Raw genomic sequence first — 17687 nt, forward strand, 5'->3', positions numbered from 1 at the left:
AACCCGTGCGATCCGCGCCCGCCCGGATCCGGGTGCTTCTGGTGAGCCGGGTAGGCACAGCAGGCGGTCAGGCGGGGCGCAGTTCGAGTACGCAGCACTTCGGGCCGCCGCCGCCTTTGAGGAGTTCGGGCATGCGGACCGGGACGGGGACGTACCCCTCGGCATGCAGGCGGCCCGCCAGTCCGCGGGCGGCGGCGGGCAGGACGACGTGGCGGCCGTCGCTGACGGCGTTGAGCCCGAACGCCACCGCGTCCGCCTCGGAGGCGAGGATCGCCCGCGGGTAGAGCACGTGCAGCAGGCGCCTGCTGGCCGGGGCGAACGCGGGCGGGTAGTACATGATCCGGTCGTCGTCGAGGACGGCGAGCGCGGTGTCGAGGTGGTAGAACCGCGGGTCGACCAGGGTCAGCGTGACCACCGGACGGTCCAGCAGCCGGCGGGCCTCGCGGTGTGCCGCCCGACTCGTGCGGAAGCCGGTGGCAGCCAGGATCCGCGGCCCCGCGAGCAGGAAGTCGCCCTCGCCCTCGTTGACCGGCCCCGCCGTGTGGACCGGCCGGTAGCCCGCCGCGACGAACCAGCGTCGGTGCGCGTCGGCCTCCGCTGCGCGCTGGTGGTGCCGAAAGCGGGCGACCAGGACCCGGCCGTCGACCACCGTGGCGCCGTTCGCGGTGAACACCATGTCCGGCAACCCTCGTACGGGGGTGAGGAGTTCGACCCGGTGTCCGAGGTCGAGCAGGACGGCGCGCAGCCCGTTCCACTGCTGGAGCGCGGCAGCCGGCTCGACCGGCCGGGCCGGGTCCATCCACGGGTTGATGGCGTACTCGACGGCGAAGTGGCGTGGTGGGCAGAGCAGGTAGCGGCGGCGCCTGGCCGCCCGAGCAGAGCTGGACGTCTTCATGCGGCGCGCGTGCCCGGTGCGGTGGGCGGGAAACCGGAGGGTGGCGGGAGCCGAGGGCGTCGTTGCTTGCGGCGGGGGACGACGGGCAGCGCGCAGGCGGGCCGTCCGCGTCTGCTCCGGCGGGTCGTCAGGTGATCGGATCGGGCGGGGGAACCGGCGCGGGCTGTGGGTCGGGCTCCGGCCGGGGCGGCGCGGGCGGGACCGGGTCCGGGCCGCCTGGCCCGGGGACCGGCCCGGGCAACGGACCCGGCTGCGGGCCTGGCCCGGGGAGCGGGGTGGGGCTGGGCGGCACCGGATCGTTCGGCGGGGTTCCCATGATCGCTACTCCAGTTCTGCGTCGCCGGTTCGTGCCGACGGCACGCGAGCGGTCCGGGCGGCTGGTCGGACCGCTCGGACCGGTTTCCTTGTCGGGCCTCGTCCGGGGACGGGCTCGACCCGCGTCTGCCCCCGGGGGAGGAGGTCAAACGGCACTGGAGCAGTCGGGACCCGTGCGGAGTGAACGGGGGCCGGCTGGGTACCCGCCGGAGCGTTCCGGCCGGAGCACTCCGGCCGGAGGCACCGACGACAGCCCGGGAGGCGTGGTGGACCAGCGCACCGAACACCCCGAACCGACCCTGGTCCTGAGCCGGGAGGCGGACGACGGGCCTTCGCGGTCCACCGCTTGCACGGCGCGGAACACCGACCGAACCGCGCCGGGCGGGTGAGGGGACCATGACGCTCGACCACCCGGCCGAGCGCGGCCGGGGGCGGTTCGCGCGGCTGGCGGAGCGCGCGTCCAACCTGACCAGTTCCCCGCTGTTCTACGCGCTGTGCGTCCTGCTCGTGGCGGGCTTCGTCGCGGTGCACGCCGCGGGACTCTCGACCTCGTGGCAGCTCCTCGTCGGCGACATGATGTCGGCCGTCACCCTGCTGCTGCTCGCGTTGCTCAAGAACGCCGAACGCCGGGCCGAGCACGCGATCCAGCGCAAGCTCGATGCCATCGCCGCAGCCCTGCTCGCGGAGGAGGGTGGTGATCGGAGCGAGGCCGTGCAGGATCTCAGAGACGCGATCCGCATGGAGGATGAGATCTGACTGGTGCGGGAGGAGGCGGGAAGTGATGGACGGAGATGAGCGGGGCACGGCGTACGGGGTTCGGGGGCCGTTGTCGGCGGCGGTGCTGGGGTTGGTGACGGCGGGGCCGCCGGGGGCGGGGCGGTTGCTGGTGTCGCCGGGGTCGTACGGCGAACCTTGGGGCGAGGACCACCAGTTCGCGCTGCACCTGTGCTACGAGCTCCATGACCGGGGGCTGGACGGGGTCCTGCCGGGCTGGGAGTGGGAGCCGGAACTGCTGCACCTGCGGAGGGAGTTGGAGCGATCGTTCCTCGCCGCGGTGCGCGCCGAGGCGGAGCCCGTCCGGCCGGTGCGGGAAGCCCTCGACCAGCTGTTGGCGGAATCCCCGGACGACACCGGGCCGTCGCACTTCCTGCGTGACGAGGGCAGGCTTCGGCACGTCCGTGAGTACCTGGTGCACCGTTCGGTCTACCACCTCAAGGAGGCCGATCCGCAGCTGTGGATGCTGCCGAGGATCCACGGGCCGGCGCAGGCCGTCCTGATGGCGATCGTCTACGACGAGTACGGTGCCGGCCGTCCCGAACGTGCCCACGCGGGCCTGTACGCCCGGATGATGGCGGCGTTCGGCCTCGAACCGGGCTACGCGCACTACCTGGACCTCGTACCGGCTCCCGCCCTCGCAGTGGTCAACCTGATGACGCTCTTCGGCCTGCACCGGGCGCTGCGCGGCGCCGCCGTCGGGCAGTTCGCCGCCCTGGAGATCACCTCCTCGCCCGGGTCCGCGCGGCTGGCGGCCGCACTGGAGCGGCTGGGCGGCGGGCCGGACGGGACACTGTTCTACCGGGAGCACGTGGAGGCCGACGCCGTCCACGAGCAGCTGGTCCGGCACGGGGTCGTGGAGCAACTGATTCTGAGTGAGCCCGAGTTGGCAGCGGGTATCGCCTTCGGGCTGGCGGCCGCACAGGTCGTCGAGGGCCGGTTCGCCGACCACGTGCTCGGCTGCTGGCGAGCCGGCCGTACGTCGCTGCGCTCAGCCCTTCCCGCCGCGCTTCCCGCTGGTGTCCCCGCTGCTTGAGGTGTCCCTGTTGTTCGAGCGCGGCCTGCGGGGGCGTCGGTGACTGGTGTCGCAGAACGGGTAGCACCGGCTCCGGTGGCACGCGCACAGTGCCACGACCGGTCGCTCGGACACCCGGACCTCTCCGTCCGGCAGGACCACTTCCACCGGTCCCTCGACGAGCAGCGGACCGCCCGGCACCACGACCACCCGGGTTGTCGACCGGTCAGCGTTCCCGGACACCGCGCACCACCACCAGGACTTCGTGCCGCTGGCCCGGGGCGATCAGCCCGAGCCGCTCGAAGCGTGCGGCCCGCGCTGCCATCACCGGCCCGAAGGCCTGTCGGCGACGAGCCGCCACCGTCGTCCGCAGTCCGGCCGTGCCCAGGGACGCCAGGGTGGCCGGCACGTTCGCGAGGGAGGACTGGACGAGGAGCAGGACGCCCCCGCGGGCCAGCCGCCGGGGTGCCTCCCGGCAGATCCGGTCCAGCACGAGCCGTCCGTCCGGTCCCGCGTCCCACGCGAGCCCGGGCCCGGTTCCGGCACCCGTGGGGGCCGCGGTAGCCGCGGCCGGGACGTAGGGCGGATTGGCGGTGATCAGGTCGAAGCTGAGCTCCGCGACCGGGGCCAGCAGGTCGCCCCGGTGCAGCCGGATGCCGCTGCGGTGCAGCTTGGCGTTGAGCCAGGCCGTTGCCACGGCACGGCCGGAGAGGTCCACCGCCGTCACCCGGGCGCCGTCCTCGGCGGCCGCGAGGGCGACCGCTCCCGTCCCGGTGCAGAGGTCGAGCACCCGGCTGCCGCTGCGGAGGCGCTCGCGGTGCAGGCAGGAGACCAGCAACTCGGTGTCGCCCTGGGGTCGGTAGACGCCCGGCGGTCTGATCAGCAGCATGCCGCTCGGCCCCCTTTCGGGGACGTTGGCGCGGGGGATACGGGGATGACCTTCATGACAGGCGGCTTTCCGGGTCCGGGGCGGCGAAACCGTTCTGCCCCGTTCCATGGGGTCGGAGCGATCCGTCGGGCGTGTGCGCGGGGCCGCGCCGGGTAGAAGCGCGTGGCCGGACGCGCGGCGGAGGCGCTCGGGCTGCCTGTACTGCGGTGATCAACTCCAGCCCGCGAAGCCGCCGTGGCGGTGGAGAACCGGGTGTGGCGGTCCCGCCCCGGCTGCGGTGCCGGTCGGCCGACGTCCGTCGGCCGGAGTCCGGAGCCGTACGTACATCCGGAGGTGCCCATGTCCCTGGTGGACGTGGCCGCGCTCGCCCATCTGGTCGCGGAGTACGACGCCCTGTCGGCGCTGCGGTCCGCGGAGGCCGAGCAGAGGCTGCACGACGTCTGCTACACCATCGCGGTGTACACCGGCGAGACGGAACCCGCCCGAGCCGTCGCCCGCGCGAGGGTCCTGATCGGCCTGGACCGTGGGAAACCCGGCCCGGAGGCGGTGACCGACGAGACGACGGCCGCCGGCGAGTCCGGCCCGCTGCTGACCGAACTCGGCGAGCTGGCGGCCCGCGAGAACGGACGGTCCCGGCCGTTCTCCACCCTGCCCGACGTCCTCCAGCTGGCCAGGACCACCGTCCCGGACTGCGTGGGCGCCGCCGTGAGCGCCTGGCACGACGACGGTTCCGTCGACGTCCTGGCAGCGAGCTCCCCACAGCTCCTGGCCCTCGAACGGGCCCAGAGCGAGGCGGGCACCGGGCCGCTGGCGCGGATCCGCCACCAGGGCAGCGGACAGGTGGTCCTCGGACTGGACCCGGGCCGCCCCGGCCGGTTCGCGGACCGGGCCCGGCGCTGCGGGGCGCGGACGGTGGTCGCCGCACACCTGCGCACCCACCCGCACGGGTGCACCGCCCTCAGCGTCTACCTCGGTTCGCCCGCGGAACCCGCGGGCCCCACACCGGGGCTGGTGGCGGTCCTCGCGCTCCACGCCTCAATCGCGCTCGACCGCTCCGCCCTGGCCCGCGCGGTCGCCGACCTGCTCGACCGCCGGCACGCCACCGGCGTGGCGATCGGCGTCACCACGGAGCGGTTCGAGGTGACCCCGCACATCGCCCTGACGCTGCTCGCGAGGGCGGCCCAGCGCCTCGGGACGGACCTCGACACGGTGGTCAGCCGGGTCGCCGTCGAGGGGCGGCCGGTCCCGGTCGGCCGCGAGAACGGCGGTTCGCCGCGCCGGTGACCCTCGATGACTCCGGTGAGAGCCCTTCGGGGCGGCCGGGGGGCCGGTTCGCCCGCCAGTCGCCCCGGCACCTGCCAGGGTGGCCGTGCCACGGGAAGTCGACGCCGGACGGGCCCGCGAGCCGTCCCGGTCACAGCTGGGCGACCAGTGCGACCAGGAGGGCGGCCAGGCCGACGGTCAGCCAGGCGATGTAGTCGCCGAGCAGGCCGGAGTGCAGACGGCGCAGCGGCAGGACGGTGGCCCGGTACAGGACTCCGGAGCCGCGTCGGGGGTCGCGGTTCAGGGCGGCGGTGGCGAAGGCGGCGGCCAGGGCGGCGGAGAGCAGGCCGAGCAGGACCCCGGCGGGAGTCCAGCCCGCCTCGGGGGTGGGCAGGGCGGCGGGTGCGGGGTGGCCGAGAGTGTCGGCCAGGTAGCCGGCGCGGTCGGTGAAGGCCGCGGCCGCCGTCGCGAGGGCCCGGCCGACTCCGGGGACGACGCCGACGGCCAGGCAGGCCGCCAGCAGGCCGGCGGGGACGGCGACCATCGGCACCGGCACCCGTCGGCTCGGGTCGCCGATCTCCGGCTCCTCACCCTCCCCGGTGGTCGCGGCGACCTCGGGGTGCTCCTTCGGCGGGGAGCCGATCCCGCCGAAGACCCGCAGGCCTGCGCGCAGCACCGCGCCGCCGGTGAGGGCCGACACCAGGACGAACACGGCGGGCAGCCAACCACCCCAGCGTCCGGCGGCCTCCTCGGTGACGGCCTTGCCCAGCGCGGTGCCGAACGGCGGGAGCCCGGCGAGGGCCAGTGCGCCGAGGACGAACAGCGCGCCGGGCAGCCGCAGTTCGCGGGCCCGGCCGTGCAGGCCGTGCTCGTCCACCGAGCCGTACCGGTCGAGGAGGACGCCGGTGAGGCCGAACAGGGCGGCCTTGGCACCGGCGTGCCCGGCCACGTAGACGGCCGTCCCGGCGAGGCCGGCCGGGGTGAGCAGCGCCGCGCCGACCAGGAAGAGGCCGACGTGCCCGACCGTGGAGAAGGCGAGCATCCGTTTCAGGTGGCGCTGCTGCCAGCACATCACGCCGCCGACCAGCGCGGTCAGCACCCCGGCGGCGAGCAGGGTGTCCCGGACGGCGGCGTCCGGCAGTCCTCCCGCCCCGGCGAAGACCACCCGGTGGATCCGGGCCACCCCGTAGACGCCGAGTTCGACCATGACGCCGGAGAGCAGCATGCACACCGGGCTGGGCGCCACCGCGTGGGCGTCCGGCAGCCAGAAGTGGAACGGCGCGGTCGCGGCCTTGACCAGCGGGCCGGCGAGGACCAGGACGAAGGCCACGACGACCAGTGCGTCCCGGCCGTGTCCGGCGGCCGCGCGCTCGTCCAGCACGGCGCCGATCCGGGCCATGCCCAGTTCCCCGGTCCGGGCGTAGAGCAGGCCGATGCCGAGCAGCGAGACGTACGCCGCCGCCGAGTTGACGAGCCCGAAGGCGAGGGCGCCCTGCAACGGGCGCGGGTCCTCGATCCGGTAGCCGGTGAGCGCGTAGGCGACGGCGCCCATCAGCTCGAAGAAGACGAAGGCGTCGAAGAGGTCGCCGGTGAGCGCGAAGCCGCACATCCCGGCCTGGAACAGCAGGAGGAGAGCGGGGAACATCCCGCCGTGCTCGCCCGACGGCTCGTCGAAGTACCGCCAGGCGTAGCAGAACACGGCGAGCACGAGCACGGCGGCGAGCAGCGCGAGGCCGCTGCCGAGCCGGTCGGCGACCAGCACGATGCCGACGCCGTGGCCCTGGCTCGGAGTCCAGCCGCCGAGCCAGGAGACGGCGCGGCCGTCCGGGGCGGTACGGCACCACAGCAGGGCCAGGCAGCCGACGTCGACGGCCGAGCAGGCGGTGGCGAGCGCGTCGCGGCCGGGGCGGGGCAGCCACCGTCCGGCGACGGCCAGCAGCGCCGCGCCCAGCAGGGGGACGGCGACGGCCAGCGGTAGGAGGTCGGCGGTGCTCACCGGCGCGTCACCCTCGCAGTCCGGTGAGGTCCTCCGGGTCCACCGTGCCGTGCCGCTTGCGCAGTTGGATCACGAGGGAGAGGAGGAGCGCGGTGACGGTCGCGCCGACGACGACGTCGGTGAGCGCGAGCGCCTGGACCACCGGGTCGACGACCGGCGCGTCGGTCGGCAGGTCGGAGTAGACGGGCGCGGTGGCGCCCCGGCGGTAGCCGACGGCGAGCAGCAGCACGTAGGTCGAGCACTGCGCGACGGCCAGGCAGCCGACCGCCTGCACCAGGTTGCGGCTGGTGACCAGGCCGTACAGGCCGGCGAGCAGGATCCAGGCGGCCACCAAGTAGGGGAAGACGGTCATCGGGGGCTCCTTCGGGGGGTGACCTCCACGGCCTGGTCGAGGAAGTGCGCCAGCAGCACCACGACGGCGGAGCCAACCTCTACGCCGACGGCGGCATTGATGACGGCCACCAGTCCGCTGGAGGAGAGTTCGTTGAAGGTGCCGAGCGGCAGGGTGTTGGCCAGGTAGCCGGCGCCCTGGATTAGGCCGATCAGGCCCAGCGCGGCGTAGGAGCCGGCGGCGATCGCGTCCGTGACGTCGAGGGCGGCCAGCGGGCGGATCCGTTTCAGCACCCGGTAGTCGGCGGCGACGTAGGCCAGGTGCAGGGCGGTGGTGAGCACGACGCCGCCCTGGAAGCCTCCGCCGGGGCTCAACTGGCCGTGGGCGACGAGATATCCGCCGGTCAGCACCGCGACCGGGAGGAGGGTGGCGCCGAACAGCCGGGTGGCGGGCAGCACCCGCTCGGCGGCGGCCCGGCGCTTGTGCTCGTCCCGGGCCAGGCGCAGCAGTATCCCCGCGCCGAGCACCGAGCCGAACAGGATCGACTCCTCGCCGAGGGTGTCGAAGGCGCGCTGGTCGAAGTTGACGGCGGAGACGATGTTGGCGGTCCGGCGGGCCAGACCGGCTGCCACCGCCCTTTCGCCGTAAGGGTGTTGGGTGCCTCCGAAGCCCGGGAGCTGCTCGGCGGCGACGACCAGGGCGGCGGCGAGGACGGCGGCCGCGGTCAGGAAGAGCCGCAGGCGCGTGGTGCGGCTCACTCGGTGCGGTCCGGACGGTCGTCGTCGGTGTGTTCCTTGCGGCTCACCTTGCGGACGGTCAGCAGGATGAGCAGCGGGGTGATCGCACTGCCGACGCCCAGCTGGGACAGTGCGACGTCGGGTGCCTGGAGCACGGTGAACAGCAGGGCGAGGCTCAACCCGAGCAGAGCGAGGACGGCGGCCTGCCGGACGGGGTCGCGGGTGAGCGCGGCGGCGGTCGCGGTGACGGCCGTGAGCAGCAGGGCGATCACGATGAGGGCGTCGGTCACCGTCCGGCCCCCCGGTCCGAGTGCTGCTCGGCACGGAGGGTGGTGCGGCCGATGGCCATGGTGGTCACCGTGCCCCCCGCGGCCAGCAGCGCGCCGATGACCAGGAGTTTCACCGCCGCCCGCCCCGGCCCGGTGTCGATCGCCAGCGCGAGCGCGACGAGTGGGGCGCCGAGGGTGGCGGCGGGGGAGAGCGCGTGCAGCCGCAGGTGCGGGCCGGGCAGCACGACCAGCGCGAGGGCGGACAGCAGAAGGACGGCGGTGCCCGCGCAGAGCAGGACCACGGCGAGGACGTGGCGGCTCATCGGCGCTCCTCCCCGCTGTGCTTCCCGGCGTCCGATCCGGCGAGGAGACGGGTGAACACGAGTGTCCCGGCCGGCGCGAGCACCGCCAGGTCGAGGGCGAGGTCGGTGTAAGAAGGGCGGCCGTAGCCCTGGGCGAGCAGCAGCAGGACGGTGGAGCACACCGCGGCGGCGAGGTTGAGTCCGGCCAGGCGCTCGTGGGGCTCGCCGCGCAGCCCGACCAGCAGGCACGGGCCGAATCCGGCGGCGGCGAGCAGGGCCGCCGCCAGCAGCCAGGCGTTCACCGGCCGCTGCCCGTCAGGGCGGCTTCCAGCGCCGAGGTCCGCCCGCCGAGGCTGTGTACGGTCAGCGCGACGCCGCCGCCCGAGTCGCCGTCATCCCAGCCGCCCTCGTGGGAGACGACGTACGCGCCGGGGGTCGAGGACAGCAGGGCTGCGGCCCAGGCCGGTCCGGTACCGGTGGAGAGGCGGACGGTGCGGAAGCCGGCCTCCTGTCGGCGGGCGGGCGACGTCAGGAGGAGCACCAGTCGGCCGGTGTCGGCCAGCAGGGTCCAGGGGAATGCCAGGGCGGAGCGGGCGAGTCGGGCCGGGCCGCCGGGCGTGGCGCCGGAGGCGCGCCGGACGGCGAGGGCGCCGACCGCACCGAGCAGCGCGACGCCGCCGCCGACCGCGATCTCCAGCGGTGTCACCGAGCTGATGAACACGGTGTTGAGGAGCAGCAACATCCCCCACCAGAGCATGAGTTCGAACATCGATCGCATCGCACCACCCCCATGTGTCGTTGCCGGGCACGCCACGATGGCGAGCGGCCCCAGGTGTACCGTTCGGCCGACGGGAGGATCCCGCGCGCAACGCCGTCGCGTGCGGGATCACCCTGTCGGACCACCCGGTTGCCGCAGTGCGGCAGCGGATCCTGTGATCATCGGCCGGCCCGTCGCCCCCGCTCGGGTGGCGCGGACTCGTGGGCCGGCTCGGTGACTTCGTACTCGGGGCCGTCCTGCGGTCCCTTCTCCTCCTCGTGCTCGGGCGGCGGTCCGCCCTCGCCGGTCATCCGTGACTCGGGCGTCTCGACCGGGGGTACCGACTCGACCGGCACGCGGTCCTTCCCGTCGTTCATCCTGTTCACCTCCTCGAACGTCCCGGCGGCCGTTCTGGCGCGGGCCGTCTCGGCCATGTCGCCTGGCTTTCGGGAGAAGCCCATGGCGTTCGTCGTTTCGCCGGTGGGGGCAAGTCCGTCCCTTGCGGCGCCTGCCCGGGGAACGCGGTTCCATGCGCGGCTACGGGGGGCGTTCGGTCAACGCGGTTTCCGGGGCCATGAGTTCATCTGCCCGGTCACCGCTCGTCACCGCCCCCGGGCCGGGGCACCGACCGCCGCGGCGCCGAGCAGGGCCGCCCCGCCGGCGGCGAGCAGCCCGTGGTGCTGGGAGGCCCACAGCTGGGCACTGCGTTCGCGGGCCTCGGCGTCGAAGCGCCCGTGCGCGCCGTGGTCGGCGGCGTACCGGACGGCGCGGGCGGCGAGCTCGGGCTGGTGAACCGGGGGGACGGGCCGGGCCCGGCCGCGCAGCCGGTTGAGCACCCAGTCGAACTGTGGGGTGTTGACGGCGGGCAGTTGCACCATGGTCACCCGCACCCCCGAGCCGGTGGCGAGCAGTTCGCAGCGCAGCGCCTCGTGCCAGCCCTGGATGGCGTGCTTGGCGCCGCTGTAGGCGGTCTGCAGCGGGATGCCCCGGTAGGCGATGGCCGAGCCGACCTGCACGATCGTGCCGTGGTCGCGCGGCAGCATCCGGCGCAGTGCGGCGCGGGTGGCGTTGACGTACCCGAGGTAGGTGACCTCGGTGACCCGGCTGAACTCCTCGGGGGTGATCTCGGTGAACGGCGCGAACACCGACACGAAGGCGTCGTTGACCCAGACGTCGATCGGGCCGAACTCGGCTTCCGCGTGGGCGGCCGCCCCCTCGCAGGCTTCCGGGTCGGAGACGTCGGCCAGGACGGTGCGTACCGGTGAGCCGGCGGCCAGGGCCTCGGCGGCCGCGGCGTGCAGCCCGGCCGAGCCGCGGGCGACCAGGACGAGGCGGTCGCCGCCGGTGGCGAAGGCGCGGACGCAGGCCCGGCCGACGCCTGCGGTCGCGCCGGTGATGACGACGGTACGGGGTTCGGAGCGCGTACGGATCCTCATGGCGGGCGTCTTGCCGGAGGTGGGGAGCCGAAAGCTCGCGGCCGGGACACCCGGGTTGCGGCGCCAGGGCCGTAGCGGTCACGGCTCATGCCCGGGCGGGTCCTCCGCGCCGGGATCGGCGGGCGGTGGCGCGCAGTGCCCGTCGGTGCGGCGCAGGTGCCGGACCGGCAGCAGGAACCAGCAGAAGGCGAACCAGAGCAGCACGGCTCCGACGATGCCGGCCGCTACCGCGGATCCGGCCGCCACCCGTAGCAGGAGCAGCAGCGCGGAGCCGATGGTGAGCGACAGCAGGATCAGGCCGGTCGCGACCAACCGTGCGGCCGCGTCGACCAGTTGGGGCTTGAGGCGGTGCCCGGCGAAGATCCGGTGGTAGGCGACCGGTGCGGTGAGCGCGCCGGTGGCGAGAGCGCCGAGCACGACGGTGACCACGTACAGCCCCCGCCCGAACCCGTCGAGCTGGGGGAAACGGGCCATGAAGACCACGCTCAGCAGGAAGCCGAACAGCACCTGGGAGCCGGTCTGGGCGACCCGCACCTCCTGGAGCAGGTCGGTCCAGCGCCGGTCGGCCCGTTCGTCGGGGGACTCCCGCCGCCCGGTCCGCGGCGCGTGGGCGCGCCCGGTCCGTCCTGTGTTCGTCGTCGCCATGAGGGGTCGCCTCCGGGAGGGACACGGGGGCGCGCCCTGCGTCGGACCGCAGCCCCGGGTCTCCGTCTCCTGCCGGTCTCCTTTCCGCCCCCGCCCGTCCGTGCGTGTAGCCGCGCCGGGCACGGGCAAACGCGCGCCGTGGGCGAGCAGCAGGCGGTGCCCCCGACCGCACCGTGACCTCCCTGTACACGGAATCGAACCGTCTGCTGGCACGGAGAATCGGACGAATCAGAAAAAGTCAGCTGAAACGTGAATTCCATGTCATATGTGGGGGTAGAACACCTGTTGCAGCGGTCGTAGCCGAATCCGGTGGCCGCGCCGGCACCCACCGGGTGCCACCGGGACCTTCGCTTGAAGAAGCCGGGCACAGGTCCTGGGGGAAGAAGTCCACAGCACGCGAGCGGTCCCGTTCGCGGAGCTGGGCGTTCACCCCGATGCCCAGGAGAAGCAAGTGTCCACCCTTCCGGAGACCGTTCACCGTGCCGTGCGGACGACCGCCGGCCTCCCGTCCGAGCCCTCCCCGTCCGAGCTGCCGCCCCGGTTCACCGAGGCCGAGCTGCGCGCGATGGGCAAGACCGAAGCGCGCGAGCTGAGCGACGCGCTGTTCCAGCGGCTGATCGGCCTGGCCCGCGAGAGCGCTGCGTACAGCTACGTCCGCGGCACGATCATCGAACTGAACATGCCGCTGGTGCGCTTCATCGCGGCCCGCTTCCGGCACCGCGCCGAGGACATGGAGGACATCCTCCAGGTCGGCACGATCGGCCTGATCAAGGCCGTCGACGGCTACGACCCGCAGCGCGGCGTCGAGTTCGTCACCTACGCCATCCCCACCATCGCCGGCGAGATCAAGCGCTTCTTCCGCGACACCTCCTGGCCCGTCCGGGTGCCGCGCAGCATGCAGGAGCTCTATCTGAGCGTCGCCCGCGGCTCCGACCGGCTGGAGCAGGAGCTCGGGCGCCTCCCGAACCCGGTGGAGATCGCCGAGGACCTCCACCTCACCGTGGCGCAGGCCACCGAAGGACTCGTGGCCGGCCGGGTCTACCGCCCCAACTCCCTGGACGCGCTGCGCGAGCAGGACACCGACGACAGCGGCAGCGCGCTGCTCGACCGCCTCGGCGACTGCGACCCCGGCATCGACCTCGCCGACTTCCGCACCGCCGTCCGCCCCCTGCTCGCCCACCTCCCCGAACGCGAGCAGACCGTGCTGAAACTGCGCTTCTGGGACGGCCTGACCCAGTCCGAGATCGCGGCCCGCATCGGCGTCTCCCAGATGCACGTCTCCCGACTGCTCAGCACCACGCTGAACGGGCTGCGCGAACGGCTGGAGGACCATGACGCGCCCGGCTGGTCGGACGAGCCGTTCGAGGACCCGCCGGACGGGAGCGGCCCCGGCTCCGCGGACCGAACCGCGGGCCGGGCATGACCGAGATCGAGCGGACCGGCGTGAGCGTCTACACCGTTCCCACCGACGCCCCCGAGGCCGACGGCACCCTCGCCTGGGCCAGGACGACGCTCGTCCTGGCCGAGGCCGTCAGCGGCCCGTGCACCGGTCTCGGCTGGACCTACGGCGCGCCCGCCACCGCCGCCGTGATCCGCGAGGAACTGGCCCCGTTGCTCACCGGGCGTGACCCGCACGACACCGACGGGGCCCAGGAGGCCATGAGCCGGGCGGTCCGGAACGCGGGCCGCCCGGGGCTGGTCTCCGGGGCGGTATCCGCCCTCGACCTGGCCCTGTGGGACCTGCGCGGCCATCTGCTCGGACTGCCGCTGGCCCGGCTGCTCGGCGGCGCCGCCCGCCCCGTACCGGTGTACGGCAGCGGCGGCTTCACCACCTACTCGGCCGCCCGGCAGGAGCGGCAGCTGCGCGGCTGGAGCGAGGAGCAGGGCATCCCCCGGGTCAAGATCAAGATCGGTGAGTCCTGGGGCACCCAGGAGCGCCGCGACCTGGAGCGGGTGCGTGCTGCCCGCGCCGCCGTCGGCGACCGCACCGAGCTCTATGCCGACGCCAACGGGGGCTACCGGCGCAAGCAGGCCGTGCGGATCGGTCACGCCCTCGCCGACGAAGGCGTCACCTGGTTCGAGGAGCCCGTCTCCTCCGACGACCTCACCGGTCTGGGCCGCGTCCGCGACGCCGTCACCCCCGACGTCACCGCCGGCGAGTACGGCTACGACCTCCCGTACTTCGCCCGCATGGTCCCCGCCGTCGACTGCCTCCAGGCCCGGGTGGGCCAGGGCTTCGCGGCACTCGACGATCCCGCCGGTGGTGGTCCAACGGCTGCGCCAGACCAGGCCGCCGGGCTCGTAGTAGCCGCCCCACACGAAGGGTTCGGCGGGGGTGACGCCGTACCAACCGGGCCCGCCGATGAGGGCGGCGAAGACGGCGTCGTCGTCCCAGGCGGGGGCGCACATCCACACGAGGTCGCCGCGCGGCCTGAGGAGGGCGCCTCGGTGGCTGTCGGCGAGCAGGGCGTAGTCCCGCAGGGCGTGCGGCGCGGGGGTGTCGGGGGCGGATGTGCTCAACGGCTCGCCTCCTGGAGCGAGTTGGCGGGAGTGCCCGGTCAGGGGAGCCGCGGCAGCACCTGCTCGCGGTAGAAGTCGAAGAACCCCTCCTGTTCCTGGCCGATCTGGCCGACGTACACCTCGTCGAAGCCGGCCTCGACGTGGCCTCGCAGCCGGTCGGTGTGCTCCTGCGGGTTGTCGCCGCAGGTCACGGCTTCGGCGACCATCTCCTCGGTGACCAGCTCGGTGGCCTGCTCGAAGTGGCGCGGCGTGGGCAGGACCTGGGCCAGCTCGCCGGGGAGCAACTCGCTGGGCCAGAGCCGGTGGACGGTCTCGACCGCACGCTCGCGGTCCTGCGACCAGCACACCTTGACGCCGCCGAGGACGGGGCCGTCGCCACCTGCCGCCCGGTAGCGGCCGATCAGTTCGGCGTCCGGGGCCATGGTGACCAGCCCGTCCGCGAACCCGGCTGCCGTCTCGGCCGCCTTGGGGCCGAACGCGGAGGCGTACACGGGCAGTTCGCCGTTCTCCGGCGCGGTGTAGAGCTTGGCGTTCTCGACGGTGTAGTGGGTGCCGCGGTGATTGACGACCTCGCCGGTGAAGAGCTCTCGCATCACGGCGACGGCCTCCTCCAGCATCTCCGCGCGCACGCCGAACGGCGGCCAGCGGTCGCCCAGGACGTGTTCGTTGAGCGCCTCGCCAGTGCCGACACCCAGCCGCAGGCCGCCCGCCAGCTGCACGTCCGCCGTCGCCGCCGCCTGCGCGACGACGGCCGGGTGGAGCCGGACGGTGGGGCAGGTGACCAGCGTCGTCACCGGCAGCCGGGTCACCTGCGAGAGCGCGCCGATCACGCCCCAGACGAACGGGCTGCTGCCCTGGGCGTCGTTCCACGGGTGGTAGTGGTCGGAGACGGCGAGCCGGGTGAAACCGGCTTCCTCGGCCATCCGGGCCTGTTCGACCAGTTGGGCGGGGGTGAACTCCTCGCAGGACAGGAAGTAGCCGAACGCGGTCATGGCAGCCTCCGTTCGTGGCGGGCTCGGGCTCCTCGTCGGAGCGGCTAACCCGGTCCGGCACGCCGAAACCTCCGGGGCGTCGGGCGGCCCGGGCAGCGGGTCGCCGGACGGGCCCGGCGGGCCGAGCCTGGAGGTGGCCCCGGAGCGGGTGCGGACCGGCTGCCAGTGGGTAGGCGCGACCGTGATCGGAGGTGCGACATGCCGACGTGTGACGAGGAGACGTTGGGCCGGGTCCTGGCGCGGGCGCTGGCCCGGTCCCGGGCGAGCGGGCCGGGGGAGCTGCCGGGTGTGGTGGAGGAGGCGGTCCGCGGGCTGGGCGGCACCGGGGCGCGGGTGTTCCTGGCCGACGTCCAGCAACGGCAGCTCGCACCGCTGCCCGAACCGTCGGGCCCGGACCCGGGCGAGCGCCTCGACATCGAGTCCACGCTCGCGGGGCGCGCCTACCGGCTGCGCTGCACCCAGTTCTCCGCCGGTCCGTCGCCCGTCGCCTGGTTCCCGCTGGTCGACGGGATCGAGCGGATCGGCGTCCTGCGGGTCGCGCTCCCACAGCCGGAACCGGACGTGCTCGTCCGCTGGGAGTCGCTGGCGGCCCTGGTGGCGCTGCTCGTGGTCTCCAAGGGCGCGTTCAGCGACATGATCGTCCGAACGACGCGCGACCGCCCGATGAGCCTCCAGGCCGAACTCCTCTGGGCCTTCCTGCCGCCGCGCACCATCGGCACCCGCGACGTCACCTCCAGCGCGGTCCTCGAACCCGCCTACGAGGTCGGCGGGGACGCCTTCGACCACTCGGTCGCGGCCGGGCGGCTCCACCTGTCCGTGTTCGACGCGATGGGGCACGACCTCGCCTCCGGCGGCGCCAGTTCGGTGGCCCTGGCCGCCTGCCGCAGCACCCGCCGGGCCGGCGGAGGCCTCGCGGAGATCGCGCAGGCCATCGACCGCACGCTCTGCCGCTGGATCCCGGACCGGCTGCTGACCGCCGTCGTCGCCGACCTGGACGCGGCCACCGGTGAGCTCACCTGGGTCAACTGCGGTCACCCGACGCCGCTGCTGATCCGCGGCCGGCACGTGGTCGCCGACGCCCTGCGGCGGCGCGCCGAACTCCCGCTCGGACTCGGCTTCCAGGAGCGCGAACAGCCGGCCGTCCACCACCTCAGGCTCCAGCCCGGCGACCGGCTCCTGGTCCACACCGACGGAGTGACCGACGCCCGCTCGGTTACCGGTGAGACCTTCGGTGAGGAGCGCCTGACCGACACCGTCGTCCGGCACATGGCCAGCGGCGAACCGGCCCCCGAGGCGTTGCGCCACCTGATCCACGCGCTGCTCGCCCACCAGGACCACCGGCTGCGCGACGACGCCACGATCGCCCTCGTCGAGTGGCACCCCGACGGGCGGGGCGAGTGAGACCCTTCCGGATCATCCGGAGGGCTCACCTCGTCCGGCGGGCTCACCGCCACGACCTTCCGCACCGGGGGCGTCGTTCTGTTCCGAGGCGTGGTCGGTGAACTCCACGTCGACCCGTTGTTCGGGGCGCCGCTCCTCCTGCCGGGCGATCGCGCCGAGCACCTGTTCGTCGGCGTCGGTGAGCGGCGGCTGGAGCAGGCTGCGCGGCCACAGTCGGCGGGCCAGGACGACATTCGTCTCGGCGGCGTACACGGTGATCTGCGCGGCCAGGTAGAGCCAGGACAGCAGGCCGATCACGGTGGCGAAGAAGCCGTACACCTGGCCGGCGTGGCGCAGCTCGTGCACGACGAGCAGGGAGCCGAAGGCCTGGAGGACGGTGAACAGCGGGCCCGCGATCGCGCAGCCGGGCCGGAGCGCGCGGGTCGGGATCCCGCGCGGGGTGAGCACCCGGAAGCAGACCAGGCACAGGGCGGCGTTCAGCAGCGCGGAGACGAGCAGTCCGCCCACCCGGGCGGCGGGCCCGCCGAGCGAGGAGGCGACGACCGAGGCGGCCCCCGTGCCGAGTACCAGGCCGGCGCCGAGCACCACCAGGAGCAGCAGGCTGCGGGCCAGCCGCGGCCAGTAGCCGGGGCGGCGCACCCCCGGGACGTTCCAGATCTCGGCCATCGCGTGCTGGAGCACCTGGGCGACGCCCAGCGCGCCGTAGAGCAGGAACAGCATGCCGACGGCGAGGGCGAAGCCGCTGCCCCGCAGCGAGTGGACGTTCTGGCGGAGCTGGTCCCCGATGATCGGGAAGTCGGCGAGCGCGGAGTCGAGGACGGACCTCTGCGCGCCGGGGTTGCCGTGCAGGACGAAGCCCAGGACGGTGCTCAGCAGGAGCAGCAGCGGGATCAGGGCGAGGAAGCCGTAGTAGCTGATCAGCGCGGCGAGCAGCCCGCCGCGGTCGTCGCCGTACTTCCTGACCACGCCGACGACCAGGGCGGTGGGCCGGTGGCGCTGCTGGAAGCCGTCCACCGAGCGCAGCCCGCGTTCGACCGGGTTCATGCCGTCCTCCTCCGCGCGGCGGTGCGCGGACCCGCCACGGATCGGGCCCGCGAGGGTGCGTCTGCCCGCCCGGGCCGGCTCCAAGCGGCTCCTCAGGTCCTAGCCT

General features: G+C 74.2%; 20 protein-coding genes and 2 pseudogenes. 6 read left to right on the plus strand and 16 right to left on the minus strand.

The window, feature by feature from the left end:
• Positions 1-67 precede the first annotated feature (67 nt).
• Positions 68-895, minus strand: coding sequence for a dimethylargininase (ddaH, locus tag ACFXPX_RS09060; protein WP_380522151.1), 828 nt, complete (start codon positions 893-895; stop codon positions 68-70).
• Between the two features lie 711 nt (positions 896-1606).
• Between ddaH and ACFXPX_RS09065 the strand changes: the two genes are divergently transcribed.
• Both ACFXPX_RS09065 and ACFXPX_RS09070 read left to right on the plus strand, forming a co-directional pair.
• Positions 1607-1966: a low affinity iron permease family protein gene (locus ACFXPX_RS09065; RefSeq protein ID WP_380522148.1), complete on the plus strand. Its 360-nt coding sequence runs from the start codon at positions 1607-1609 to the stop codon at positions 1964-1966.
• Between the two features lie 25 nt (positions 1967-1991).
• Positions 1992-3020 (plus strand): iron-containing redox enzyme family protein, encoded by a 1029-nt coding sequence (locus tag ACFXPX_RS09070; RefSeq protein ID WP_380522146.1) that lies wholly within the window; start codon positions 1992-1994, stop codon positions 3018-3020.
• On the opposite strand, the gene ACFXPX_RS09075 is transcribed toward ACFXPX_RS09070, so the two are convergent.
• Together ACFXPX_RS09075 and ACFXPX_RS09080 are read right to left on the minus strand one after the other, a co-directional pair.
• A complete protein-coding gene (locus tag ACFXPX_RS09075) occupies positions 2976-3242 on the minus strand; it encodes a CDGSH iron-sulfur domain-containing protein (protein ID WP_380640322.1) in 267 nt (88 codons plus the stop codon). The two genes, ACFXPX_RS09070 and ACFXPX_RS09075, sit on opposite strands and share 45 nt — an antisense overlap.
• Complete coding sequence (locus tag ACFXPX_RS09080; RefSeq protein WP_380588826.1) at positions 3226-3888, minus strand: HemK2/MTQ2 family protein methyltransferase; 663 nt, start codon at positions 3886-3888, stop codon at positions 3226-3228. Before ACFXPX_RS09080 ends, ACFXPX_RS09075 begins: the two co-directional genes overlap by 17 nt.
• A 339-nt stretch (positions 3889-4227) precedes the next feature.
• Here ACFXPX_RS09080 and ACFXPX_RS09085 point away from each other — a divergent pair, with 339 nt between their 5' ends.
• A complete protein-coding gene (locus ACFXPX_RS09085) occupies positions 4228-5172 on the plus strand; it encodes a DUF5133 domain-containing protein (RefSeq protein WP_380640324.1) in 945 nt (314 codons plus the stop codon).
• Positions 5173-5302: 130 nt separating this feature from the next.
• Here ACFXPX_RS09085 and ACFXPX_RS09090 read toward each other — a convergent pair whose 3' ends face one another.
• The 10 genes from ACFXPX_RS09090 to ACFXPX_RS09135 all read right to left on the minus strand — a co-directional run bounded on the left by ACFXPX_RS09090 (position 5303) and on the right by ACFXPX_RS09135 (position 11624).
• Positions 5303-7147: a complex I subunit 5 family protein gene (locus ACFXPX_RS09090; protein WP_380588817.1), complete on the minus strand. Its 1845-nt coding sequence runs from the start codon at positions 7145-7147 to the stop codon at positions 5303-5305.
• A gap of 7 nt (positions 7148-7154) precedes the next feature.
• Positions 7155-7499, minus strand: coding sequence for a sodium:proton antiporter (locus ACFXPX_RS09095; protein ID WP_380522139.1), 345 nt, complete (start codon positions 7497-7499; stop codon positions 7155-7157).
• Complete coding sequence (locus ACFXPX_RS09100) at positions 7496-8236, minus strand: MnhB domain-containing protein (protein WP_380522138.1); 741 nt, start codon at positions 8234-8236, stop codon at positions 7496-7498. Before ACFXPX_RS09100 ends, ACFXPX_RS09095 begins: the two co-directional genes overlap by 4 nt.
• Positions 8233-8505: a Na(+)/H(+) antiporter subunit B gene (locus ACFXPX_RS09105; RefSeq protein ID WP_380522136.1), complete on the minus strand. Its 273-nt coding sequence runs from the start codon at positions 8503-8505 to the stop codon at positions 8233-8235. The genes ACFXPX_RS09100 and ACFXPX_RS09105 overlap by 4 nt, the downstream gene beginning before the upstream one ends.
• Positions 8502-8807 (minus strand): monovalent cation/H(+) antiporter subunit G, encoded by a 306-nt coding sequence (locus ACFXPX_RS09110; protein ID WP_380522134.1) that lies wholly within the window; start codon positions 8805-8807, stop codon positions 8502-8504. The genes ACFXPX_RS09105 and ACFXPX_RS09110 overlap by 4 nt, the downstream gene beginning before the upstream one ends.
• Entirely contained in the window at positions 8804-9088 is a 285-nt protein-coding gene (locus ACFXPX_RS09115; RefSeq protein WP_380640326.1) for a monovalent cation/H+ antiporter complex subunit F, read from the minus strand. The genes ACFXPX_RS09110 and ACFXPX_RS09115 overlap by 4 nt, the downstream gene beginning before the upstream one ends.
• Positions 9085-9555 carry a hypothetical protein gene (locus ACFXPX_RS09120; RefSeq protein ID WP_380640328.1) on the minus strand — a complete coding sequence of 157 codons (471 nt, stop codon included), beginning with the start codon at positions 9553-9555 and terminating at the stop codon, positions 9085-9087. The genes ACFXPX_RS09115 and ACFXPX_RS09120 overlap by 4 nt, the downstream gene beginning before the upstream one ends.
• A gap of 167 nt (positions 9556-9722) precedes the next feature.
• Positions 9723-9920, minus strand: a complete 198-nt coding sequence (locus ACFXPX_RS09125; protein WP_380522129.1) for a hypothetical protein — start codon at positions 9918-9920, stop codon at positions 9723-9725.
• A gap of 225 nt (positions 9921-10145) precedes the next feature.
• Complete coding sequence (locus ACFXPX_RS09130) at positions 10146-10979, minus strand: SDR family oxidoreductase (protein ID WP_380640331.1); 834 nt, start codon at positions 10977-10979, stop codon at positions 10146-10148.
• Between the two features lie 78 nt (positions 10980-11057).
• Complete coding sequence (locus ACFXPX_RS09135; protein ID WP_380640333.1) at positions 11058-11624, minus strand: DUF6328 family protein; 567 nt, start codon at positions 11622-11624, stop codon at positions 11058-11060.
• A 451-nt stretch (positions 11625-12075) separates the two neighbouring features.
• Here ACFXPX_RS09135 and ACFXPX_RS09140 point away from each other — a divergent pair, with 451 nt between their 5' ends.
• Positions 12076-13047 carry a SigB/SigF/SigG family RNA polymerase sigma factor gene (locus ACFXPX_RS09140; protein WP_380522123.1) on the plus strand — a complete coding sequence of 324 codons (972 nt, stop codon included), beginning with the start codon at positions 12076-12078 and terminating at the stop codon, positions 13045-13047.
• Positions 13044-13790: pseudogene (locus tag ACFXPX_RS09145) on the plus strand (enolase C-terminal domain-like protein); the annotation flags it as partial. The gene ACFXPX_RS09140 and the pseudogene ACFXPX_RS09145, both read left to right, overlap by 4 nt.
• Before the next feature lie 156 nt (positions 13791-13946).
• Here the strand turns inward: ACFXPX_RS09145 and ACFXPX_RS09150 are convergent.
• Positions 13947-14039: pseudogene (locus tag ACFXPX_RS09150) on the minus strand (hypothetical protein); the annotation flags it as partial.
• Between the two features lie 143 nt (positions 14040-14182).
• Complete coding sequence (locus ACFXPX_RS09155; protein WP_380522121.1) at positions 14183-15136, minus strand: TIGR03557 family F420-dependent LLM class oxidoreductase; 954 nt, start codon at positions 15134-15136, stop codon at positions 14183-14185.
• A 198-nt stretch (positions 15137-15334) separates the two neighbouring features.
• On the opposite strand from ACFXPX_RS09155, the gene ACFXPX_RS09160 reads away from it, so the two are divergent.
• Positions 15335-16537: a PP2C family protein-serine/threonine phosphatase gene (locus ACFXPX_RS09160; protein ID WP_380522119.1), complete on the plus strand. Its 1203-nt coding sequence runs from the start codon at positions 15335-15337 to the stop codon at positions 16535-16537.
• Between the two features lie 12 nt (positions 16538-16549).
• Here ACFXPX_RS09160 and ACFXPX_RS09165 read toward each other — a convergent pair whose 3' ends face one another.
• Positions 16550-17581 carry a YihY/virulence factor BrkB family protein gene (locus ACFXPX_RS09165; protein WP_380640335.1) on the minus strand — a complete coding sequence of 344 codons (1032 nt, stop codon included), beginning with the start codon at positions 17579-17581 and terminating at the stop codon, positions 16550-16552.
• Between the last annotated feature and the right edge of the window lie 106 nt (positions 17582-17687).

Origin of the sequence: Kitasatospora sp. NPDC059146, assembly GCF_042786665.1 — a bacterium.
Lineage (GTDB): Bacteria > Actinomycetota > Actinomycetes > Streptomycetales > Streptomycetaceae > Kitasatospora.

What these genes read in the sequence shown, in the direction of transcription:
- ACFXPX_RS09155 (WP_380522121.1), bottom strand. Translation starts at nt 15,136, where the DNA reads ATGACCGCGTTCGGCTACTTCCTGTCCTGCGAGGAGTTCACCCCCGCC.
- ACFXPX_RS09120 (WP_380640328.1), bottom strand. Translation starts at nt 9,555, where the DNA reads ATGTTCGAACTCATGCTCTGGTGGGGGATGTTGCTGCTCCTCAACACC.
- ACFXPX_RS09070 (WP_380522146.1), top strand. Translation starts at nt 1,992, where the DNA reads ATGGACGGAGATGAGCGGGGCACGGCGTACGGGGTTCGGGGGCCGTTG.
- ACFXPX_RS09135 (WP_380640333.1), bottom strand. Translation starts at nt 11,624, where the DNA reads ATGGCGACGACGAACACAGGACGGACCGGGCGCGCCCACGCGCCGCGG.
- ACFXPX_RS09085 (WP_380640324.1), top strand. Translation starts at nt 4,228, where the DNA reads ATGTCCCTGGTGGACGTGGCCGCGCTCGCCCATCTGGTCGCGGAGTAC.
- ddaH (WP_380522151.1), bottom strand. Translation starts at nt 895, where the DNA reads ATGAAGACGTCCAGCTCTGCTCGGGCGGCCAGGCGCCGCCGCTACCTG.
- ACFXPX_RS09130 (WP_380640331.1), bottom strand. Translation starts at nt 10,979, where the DNA reads ATGAGGATCCGTACGCGCTCCGAACCCCGTACCGTCGTCATCACCGGC.
- ACFXPX_RS09065 (WP_380522148.1), top strand. Translation starts at nt 1,607, where the DNA reads ATGACGCTCGACCACCCGGCCGAGCGCGGCCGGGGGCGGTTCGCGCGG.
- ACFXPX_RS09095 (WP_380522139.1), bottom strand. Translation starts at nt 7,499, where the DNA reads ATGACCGTCTTCCCCTACTTGGTGGCCGCCTGGATCCTGCTCGCCGGC.
- ACFXPX_RS09080 (WP_380588826.1), bottom strand. Translation starts at nt 3,888, where the DNA reads ATGCTGCTGATCAGACCGCCGGGCGTCTACCGACCCCAGGGCGACACC.
- ACFXPX_RS09125 (WP_380522129.1), bottom strand. Translation starts at nt 9,920, where the DNA reads ATGAACGACGGGAAGGACCGCGTGCCGGTCGAGTCGGTACCCCCGGTC.
- ACFXPX_RS09165 (WP_380640335.1), bottom strand. Translation starts at nt 17,581, where the DNA reads ATGAACCCGGTCGAACGCGGGCTGCGCTCGGTGGACGGCTTCCAGCAG.
- ACFXPX_RS09160 (WP_380522119.1), top strand. Translation starts at nt 15,335, where the DNA reads ATGCCGACGTGTGACGAGGAGACGTTGGGCCGGGTCCTGGCGCGGGCG.
- ACFXPX_RS09110 (WP_380522134.1), bottom strand. Translation starts at nt 8,807, where the DNA reads ATGAGCCGCCACGTCCTCGCCGTGGTCCTGCTCTGCGCGGGCACCGCC.